The following is a 7,945-nucleotide window of genomic DNA, read 5'->3' as shown; positions in this document are numbered from 1 at the left end:
GGAAATCGTCGAACAGACGGTCTCCTAAGCGTATTTGCTACGATTTGCTGTTACGATTTGGTTCGAGCGTCGATCCCGAAAAGTCCCAGAAATCTGCGAGAAATTGCTCGCGCGGCTGTTACGGTTTGACGAAGACCACGATTGCCCGCCGCGCGCGGTATAGGCGCTACCTTCATGGCATCCATCCAAAAAGCTTGCTATGCCTCGATCTCGCAATGCTGGGATAACGTGAAATTCCATGACTGATGTAATCTGGGGCTCAACCAACAAGCCTGTGACCAGCGAGAGACTTGCTCGGCTGATTGAAGCGGAGTTTAATGAGCACGGCGTTCTGTATGTTGGATATCCAGTCCTAGCTGGGGCTGAGGGCGTAAGTTCTGTTGACGCGCTTTGGGTGAGCCCGCAGCATGGAGTGGTTATATTCCACCTCATTGAAGGTGCCGATGCCACTGGCTTTGAGGTGGTCCAAGACGACTATGCCAACAAACTTGAGACGCGGCTTCGTGCTCATAACGACCTCATGCAGGGGCGAAAACTGTTAGCCGAACCCGTTGTAGTGACCTTTGCGCCTCTCGCTGGGTCAAGAACGGGCGCACCAAACTCAGATTACAGAATTGCTTCGGACGATGCATCAATCCGCGCAATAATTCATGAAATCACATGGTCCCGTCCGGACCTATATGAGCGTGCACATTCAGTAATACAGTCAATTTCATCTATTAGAAGTGGGCGGCGTAAGCGATCTACGGCTAGACCTGACTCTCGCGGAGCCATTCTTAAAAGACTCGAAGATTCGATTGCCAATCTAGATTCTCTGCAAAGTCGAGCCGTTATTGAGACAGTCGAAGGAGTTCAGCGAATTCGTGGACTGGCTGGGTCGGGAAAAACAATAATATTGGCATTGAAGGCTGCGTATTTGCACGTCCAGCATCCTGAATGGAAGATTGCGGTAACATTTAATACGCGATCTCTTAAGGATCAATTTCGTAAGTTCATTCAGAACTTTGTATTTGAACAGACTAAAGATCAACCAGATTGGGATAAAATACAGATAATCAATGCTTGGGGTGCCCCGGGAAGCGTTAACCGTTCGGGTGTATATTATCAATATTGTCAAGCTAACGGCATAGAGTTTTGGGATTTTCAGAGGGCAAAGGATAAATTTTCTACGCAAACTGCTTTTAGTGGCGTGGTTAATTTGGCTCTCACTGCGGCAAGCGGCGAGAAGAAGATTTTTGACGCCATATTGGTTGATGAGGCTCAGGATTTCGATCCGAATTTTTTGCGACTTTGCTTTGCATCGCTTGGGGAAAATAAACGTCTTGTTTACGCATATGACGAACTTCAATCACTTACTGAGAGTAGTCTTCCACCACCTGATGAGCTATTTGGTCAAAATGCGAATGGGCAACCAAATGTTGTCTTTGACGAGCCAGTCAAAGGTAGGCCAAGTCAGGATATTATTCTCGAAAAATGTTATCGTAATTCACGACCTGTTCTGGCCACCGCTCACGCTTTGGGATTCGGTATCTATCGAGATGTTGATATCAAGACTGAAACTGGTCTTATCCAAATGTTTGACCGGGCTGAGTTGTGGAGGGATGTTGGATATGCAGTTAAGGCTGGCTCTCTAGAAGATGGGCACCAAGTCGTTCTATCGCGCACGCCCGAATCGAGCCCTCAATTTTTAGAAGCTCCGTCTCAGGTTGATCGGTTGATTGAGTTTGTTGAATTTGAAAACACTGCGCAGCAAGCACAATGGCTAGCAGACCAGATTGAAAAAAACCTCGGAAGTGATGAACTTCATCATGATGATATAATCGTCATAAACCCTGATCCGATCTCGACGGTCAAGCAAGTAGCAATTCCGAGGCGGTTGCTCTTTGAGAAAGGAATTCAATCACATGTCGCCGGAGTTGATACCTCGTCTGATGTCTTTTTTCGGGGGGATCAAGAATCTGTCGCATTCACTGGAATTTTCAGAGCAAAGGGCAATGAGGCCGGGATGGTCTATGTGATCAACGCTCAAGATTGCTACGGCGGCCCCTACAATGCGGGAAAGGTGCGCAACCAGCTATTCACCGCCATAACTAGAAGCAAGGCATGGGTGAAGGTGTTGGGAGTCGGCCCTAATATGGCGAGATTGAAAGCTGAATATGAGCGGGTCGAATCCCAGAACTACGAACTCAATTTCATATACCCTCCCGCCGAAGTTCGGAAAAAACTCAAGGTCGTTAATCGTGACAGATCGGCCTTGGAACAGAAAACAATCAAGGGCGCGGCCACCAATTTGAACCGACTGATATCGGATATTGGTGCTGGCCGCGTTCTGATTGAAGACCTTCCTGCTGATGACATTGCAGCCCTTCGGAGCCTTCTAAACAACGGAGCAGGTGGGCGTGACGCCTGAGGCGGCCATCACCGAGATACAGAGCCTAACAGCCGATCTCATTTCCACCGGTTTGTGCATTGATCAAAATTTCCCCTCGCTAAGGCGGGATGGAATTTTGGCTGATGTAACTTTTGGAAATACCGATAATCTGTCTGTTACCTTGAGAAACATACCTTATGCAGAAGCCTATATGGCTCTAATCGAAAATAGATCATTTAATATGAAGCTGATAGATGGAGGATTGATTCAGCTACTCTACAGGTATAATTCTGATGAACTCACTCGTCACAGGCTCGCATTTTTTCCATCACCTGATCTCTTAGAGTATCAAAATAATAGCGAATATGCCTATCCGCTTAGCACAGGTTTCCCGAGAACTACCCAGACCTTCGCCACTTTCGCGTAAAGCTAAATAAGTCACCACATAATGAGGTGATTTATGAGTTATCGGGGCCATCCGAATTGGAAAGCAAACGTGATATTTTTTGTGGCAGGTATGTTACGCCTGCCGATCACGTTATTGGCGGCATCTACGGGGCCGAATGAAGACGGTGATGGTTAGAATTTTGCGTCTAACCACGCTTTTGTGCCGGGTTTTCCTAGTCGCCACGACGGCTTCTTGTCGAATTCCACGACCATCAAGGGGTCTATTCCTTCAAGACTCGGTTTGAGATGCGCGAACAGGTCGTCAGCCGTTCCGTCTCGATCCACATACCAGACAGAAGCCTGCGTATGGCAGGAGTCCAATGCCTCAAGGGCCTCCTCAATGGGGCCATAGTCGCGCTTTTGGCCTTTTTCAGTTTTCAGATCATACCCGACTACAAATAGAGCCATGCGTTCTCTCCCTCGCATGAGGGGAGGTAGTTCGTTATGATTGGGATTGCCAGCGGTTACAAAGCGTCGCTTTTTGCGTCGATCACACCCAGTTTGCTCGTCTGGTCTTGAAATATGGTCTTGCTGCCCTGCTTAATGACAACCTGAGTGATAAAGGTTTCATCGCTGTTGGCCTGAACCTCGACCTCGAATGGCTTGGTCAGATTAAATTTTAGGGTTGGGCCATTCGGTTGCATAGCGGGCTGCATTATTTCGCTCTGAGAATATTGTTTAGCTATACCGCCGCTGGTGATTTTTAAGTTTCCACCGACATTTTCCTGACTGCTTTGAAAACATGCGGATGGGTCAACTGGTGCATTGTCGGCCATCGTGCAGGTGATTGTTGCTATGATAGGCCCTGAATCTATCGAAGGGGTGCCTGAGGCTTTTGCTGCGCTATCGGTAGGGGCTGCGCTATCCGTAGGGGATGCGCTATCCGTAGGGGATGCGTTCGAGCATCCTGCCAACATCAGGAGGGCGATAGGAAGGGCTTTCCAGAACCCGATCTGTGTAGTCATTTTGCCCCCTCAGTCGGCGCATCCCACTGACCGCCATATGAGAAAACTGCATATGCGATTGTCGCATGTAGTTCAACAGGCATGGCGAAATCGCTATTCACGGATGCGCACCGAGCGATGGTAGGCGGGCTGATCGAAGCACGCCAAAGCGCTGGGCTGTTTCAAGCCGATCTCGCCGAACGAGTGGGTAAAGACCAAAGCTACATCAGCAATATCGAACGCTGTCAGCGGCGCATCGATGTTGTCGAATTCTACGATCTCGCCATAGCACTTGAAGTTGATCCTGTAGCGTTATTCCAAGATATTGCAAAGAGGATCGCATCTTCTGTAAAATAGTTCAGTGAATCAAGAAATACACTTGACTATATGCGATAATCGCATATGAAGTTTGCTATGAGCAACGGCATCCTATCCTTCATTCGCAAATATCCCGATGAAACAGCGTGTATTGCCGCCATTGCTAAGCTTCGCTGGGCGGACGGATTTTCATGCAGCAAATGCGGATCAACTAAGGCTCATCACCTGAAGAGCCGTCCCCGCATCTTTGAATGCTCTGGCTGTCATCATCAGCATTCTGTCACTGCTGGAACGGTCTTTCACAAGACCCGCACCGATCTGACAAAATGGTTTTTGGCTGCTTACATGATGGCTAGTGACAAGCGCGGTGTGTCAGCGATGCATGTCAGCCGCGAACTGGGCATGCGCTACGATACTGCGTGGCTCATGTGTCATAAGCTCCGCGCCGCCCTGTTCGAGCGTAACGGTTTCGAGCTTAAAAACTTCATCGAAGCTGATGAAACTTTCTATGGTGGCTATCGCGAGAAGGGGCTCCGTGGGCGGTCAAAGAACGATAAAAAGGCGACCGTGGTGCTGGCGGTCGAGAAAGTTTTGGCAAAAAAGGGTAACCGCGAGTGGATTGCGGGAAATGCCCGTATAGAAGTGATTGAATCGGCGGATGCCACGACCCTAACCGACTTTATGACGCGCAATGTCGCGCCGAAAGCTCGGATAATCACTGATGGCTGGCGTGGCTACAACGGTCTGAAAGATGCTGGCTTCAAGCATCATGGCGTGATCGCTTCTGGTCCCGCTGCTGGCGAACATCTGCCCATGGTTCATATCATGTTTTCGAACCTGAAAGCATGGCTGAACGGCACCCACCACGGCGTGTCGAAAAAGCACCTTCACCGCTACTTGCGGGAGTGGAATTATCGTTTCAATCGGCGGAACGGACCCGTCGCGGAATTCGTCCTCAACCGTCTGGCAACCCGAACTGGAATCACCTATCAGGCACTGGTAGGATGATGGGGGCATGAATGGTTCTGGTGAAGGCGACATGCCAAGTATGTGGGCTTGAAGCGACATATTCTGGGGCCAATCTTGAAAACCTTAAAGGTTTGATAGATGCTAGCGATATGGCACGACTTTGCGTTAATGCCGATCCAACGAATCTTGCAGGACGAGGCTGCCAGAATCTTCTGGACGCTTTAACTGCGGCGGTTCGACGCGATTATCCTCATCATCGATAAAATAAGAATCAACGCTGACATATTTTCCATCGGGCTGGCGCTTGACGATGGACATGATCTTCGAGGGGGGCGGTATTTTTTGTTCCATAAGTCACCTCATATCTAGTGACTTATTTAGCCTCGCGGTTTGATAACCCTTCTTACGCCGCGCTTTTGCGGTATTTTTAATGGCTCCAATGGCTGCAAAGGATCGGACTTCGATTCTTGAGGTTCGATAAGTTCACATTTGTTAGATAATCATCTGTTTTCCATAGCTTATTTATTCATAGGATGCCAAAAATGCGTTTGAGCAGCTTCATCCACGATACCCTCTACGAAATCGCACTCGGCGTGGAACTAGCACGCGCACGAGCTAAAGACCTCGTAGCAATCAGCCCCTCTAGACTCGACGGCGTGCAAATCGACGAGAAATCCTACGTGGAATTCGATGTTTCAGTTCTCGTTACCGAATCCGCAGAAAACGCCGCAGGGGGAGCAGCAAAAGTCGGGGGCGAAATTAAAGTCGCCTCTATCGGCAAAATTAGCGCAGAACTCGGCGGAAAATCTGAGAAAAATATTACAAACTCAAATGAACAGACCCATCGTGTCGCCTTCAAAGTGCCGATCTATATGCATGCCAACTTCAAGGATAATCCCGCCGCCGCAGAAGCTTCTGAGATCATATTAAGAAATCATCTCGGACCTGTGCTAAGCGGATAGGCATAATAGCGAAATATATGAGAATGACGAACTTTATGGTGATGTCGTTGAAAGAAATGTAGTGACAGTTCCTATTCGATTTGATTTTGATCGAGCGGCGGGAGTTGACTATGAGCACCCTGTATCACACTTGACTATGGGCCAATATAGGAATTGTCGAATACCGGTATCAGGAGGTGTATCTCCCTTCTTCTTTATAAATTTCGTCCTAAGAGCCTTCTATAACACGCCGTTTCGGCGATTTTGCGGTGACATCAGGGAGGGCGCTTTGACGTTACAGCCAACGATCACTGAGCGTGAACGTCGTCACATGCATCTACGCGTTTCTGATCTAACTTAAATTATTGAAAATAATATTTAAAATCTCGCAGCGTCTCGCAGATTTCCAATCTCTATGCCTGAAAACTGTATCGCATTGATTGCTTCGTGAAGTGCTCCAATGCGAACCCCGAGGCCATAATTTTCTGATGCTCCGCCATTCATCGAGCTAGAACGAGTCCAGCCTCCTAGAGCCATCGCGATATCGTGGTCGATCCTCGCAGCCCTCAATTCGTCTCGGAAGTTGTGCCGGAAGGAGTGGTAGCAAGTCCGTTCCCGATATGCGCCGCAGGCCCGCAGAAATTGGGTGAACCACTTTGAAAAGGCGACCGCGCGAATGCCTTTGGTGCCGGGATCGATTTCCTCGAACAGCTTCGCCTTACCGGCACGGCGCTGCGCATCAACATATTGAAGTAGGCCACATTCCAGTAGGTTTCTATGCAGCGGAATGATGCGCTCGCTCGCGCCAGTCTTAAGGATTTTGTCGATGCTGCCGATCTTCGATGTCTCGCTGACCACGATGCACTGAATTCCGTCGATTGAACGAACATCGGTCACATCCAACTGGCAAATCTCGTTAAGCCGCATGCCAGCGTGCAGGCCGATAAGTGGCACCCAAAAACGCGCATTGCGGGGGCGTTCGGCGCCGGGAGTGGCGTAACCCCGCTCACCATCGACGCAGCCCCGATAGAGCGGCGCGTTGAAGATCGTCCGCAACTGCTCTGGTGAAAATGGGAACCGTTTGTCCTTCTTGGCGGTCTCATCATGCAGCCGAAGGCCGCGCGCTGGATTTCGAACGAGAAGCTCCTCGTTAACAGCCCAGTTCAGGAAGCTCGACAGGTTGCCGAGATACACGTTCACATTGGCAGCGCTGATCACCTCGTGGTCACCAGCTTCTCGCGCTCGCTCTGATGCCTGTCGAGGAGTTAGCTTTGGAAAGCGCTTGGTGGCGTTGCGAGGAAGGGAGCGCAGCACTTCGATGTAATCGCGGCAATGAGCCCTCGAAACCGTCACGATAGGCGTGTCGGCACCGATCACCGCAACCGCCATCCTTCGGCTCGTTTCAAATGCCTCGCGTGTCCTCGCAGACCACGAGTGCGTGGGGTCGGTCAGATATTGCTCGTATGCCTCAGCCAGCGTCACCGTCGCGCTGACAGGAGGGATCGCTGACGATTGATCGAGCGTGGGGCCTGCTTGCTTTGCTGGCTCGGTGGCTATTATGGATCGTGGGCCGGGATCGTCCCCAAGCGGTCTCAGGAGCGTCTCATCCACAGTGAGGCCAGCATGAGATCGAGCAAGCTCAATGACGGATTCGATCTGCGCCGCCACACTCGACAGGCGACGAACAGCCAATTTCAGACTGTCGGTCCTCAACGATCTCCAAATCTCAGTACGACCGATCAGCCCCTGAGCATCCTTCGGAACATTGCGGCGATAGTAGAACTGACCGCCTCGAATACACATCCCTTTGGGAAGATTCTCGGGAGTGAAACCGTAACAGCCGCGCGAGCAATTTCTCGCAGATTTCTGGGACTTTTCGGGATCGACGCTCGAACCAAATCGTAACAGCAAATCGTAGCAAATACGCTTAGGAGACCGTCTGTTCGACGATTTCC

Annotated in this window: 10 protein-coding genes; 6 read left to right on the top strand and 4 right to left on the bottom strand. The window is 50.0% G+C overall.

The features are described 5' to 3' along the window. Positions 1 to 238 precede the first annotated feature (238 nt). Together M0974_RS23460 and M0974_RS23455 are read left to right on the top strand one after the other, a co-directional pair. The gene (locus M0974_RS23460) at positions 239 to 2,410 is read left to right on the top strand and encodes an ATP-binding domain-containing protein (RefSeq protein WP_297842539.1); all 2,172 of its coding nucleotides are present in this window, start codon (positions 239 to 241) and stop codon (positions 2,408 to 2,410) included. After that, positions 2,400 to 2,798, top strand: coding sequence for a DUF2290 domain-containing protein (locus M0974_RS23455; protein WP_297842536.1), 399 nt, complete (start codon positions 2,400 to 2,402; stop codon positions 2,796 to 2,798). Before M0974_RS23460 ends, M0974_RS23455 begins: the two co-directional genes overlap by 11 nt. A 152-nt stretch (positions 2,799 to 2,950) precedes the next feature. Here M0974_RS23455 and M0974_RS23450 read toward each other — a convergent pair whose 3' ends face one another. Beyond that, positions 2,951 to 3,226: a hypothetical protein gene (locus tag M0974_RS23450; RefSeq protein WP_297842533.1), complete on the bottom strand. Its 276-nt coding sequence runs from the start codon at positions 3,224 to 3,226 to the stop codon at positions 2,951 to 2,953. A gap of 56 nt (positions 3,227 to 3,282) precedes the next feature. Further along, a complete protein-coding gene (locus M0974_RS23445) occupies positions 3,283 to 3,783 on the bottom strand; it encodes a hypothetical protein (RefSeq protein WP_297842530.1) in 501 nt (166 codons plus the stop codon). Between the two features lie 81 nt (positions 3,784 to 3,864). Between M0974_RS23445 and M0974_RS23440 the strand changes: the two genes are divergently transcribed. Beyond that, positions 3,865 to 4,119 (top strand): helix-turn-helix transcriptional regulator, encoded by a 255-nt coding sequence (locus M0974_RS23440; protein WP_297842527.1) that lies wholly within the window; start codon positions 3,865 to 3,867, stop codon positions 4,117 to 4,119. 57 nt (positions 4,120 to 4,176) lie between these two features. Then, positions 4,177 to 5,088: an IS1595 family transposase gene (locus M0974_RS23435; RefSeq protein WP_297842523.1), complete on the top strand. Its 912-nt coding sequence runs from the start codon at positions 4,177 to 4,179 to the stop codon at positions 5,086 to 5,088. 126 nt (positions 5,089 to 5,214) lie between these two features. Here M0974_RS23435 and M0974_RS23430 read toward each other — a convergent pair whose 3' ends face one another. After that, entirely contained in the window at positions 5,215 to 5,400 is a 186-nt protein-coding gene (locus M0974_RS23430) for a hypothetical protein (RefSeq protein WP_297842521.1), read from the bottom strand. Positions 5,401 to 5,591: 191 nt separating this feature from the next. Between M0974_RS23430 and M0974_RS23425 the strand changes: the two genes are divergently transcribed. Beyond that, the gene (locus M0974_RS23425; protein ID WP_297842518.1) at positions 5,592 to 6,011 is read left to right on the top strand and encodes a hypothetical protein; all 420 of its coding nucleotides are present in this window, start codon (positions 5,592 to 5,594) and stop codon (positions 6,009 to 6,011) included. Between the two features lie 13 nt (positions 6,012 to 6,024). Further along, positions 6,025 to 6,351 (top strand): DUF2290 domain-containing protein, encoded by a 327-nt coding sequence (locus tag M0974_RS33365; protein ID WP_367279044.1) that lies wholly within the window; start codon positions 6,025 to 6,027, stop codon positions 6,349 to 6,351. 17 nt (positions 6,352 to 6,368) lie between these two features. Here M0974_RS33365 and M0974_RS23420 read toward each other — a convergent pair. Continuing rightward, a partial coding sequence (locus tag M0974_RS23420) for a site-specific integrase (protein WP_297842515.1) occupies positions 6,369 to 7,945 on the bottom strand: 1,577 nt, incomplete at its 5' end.

It is taken from the genome of Pseudomonas sp. (assembly GCF_026224925.1).
Lineage (GTDB): Bacteria > Pseudomonadota > Gammaproteobacteria > Pseudomonadales > Pseudomonadaceae > Aquipseudomonas.
The sequence above is the reverse complement of the archived record's forward strand: the minus strand, read 5'-3'. Positions and strand labels throughout refer to the sequence as shown.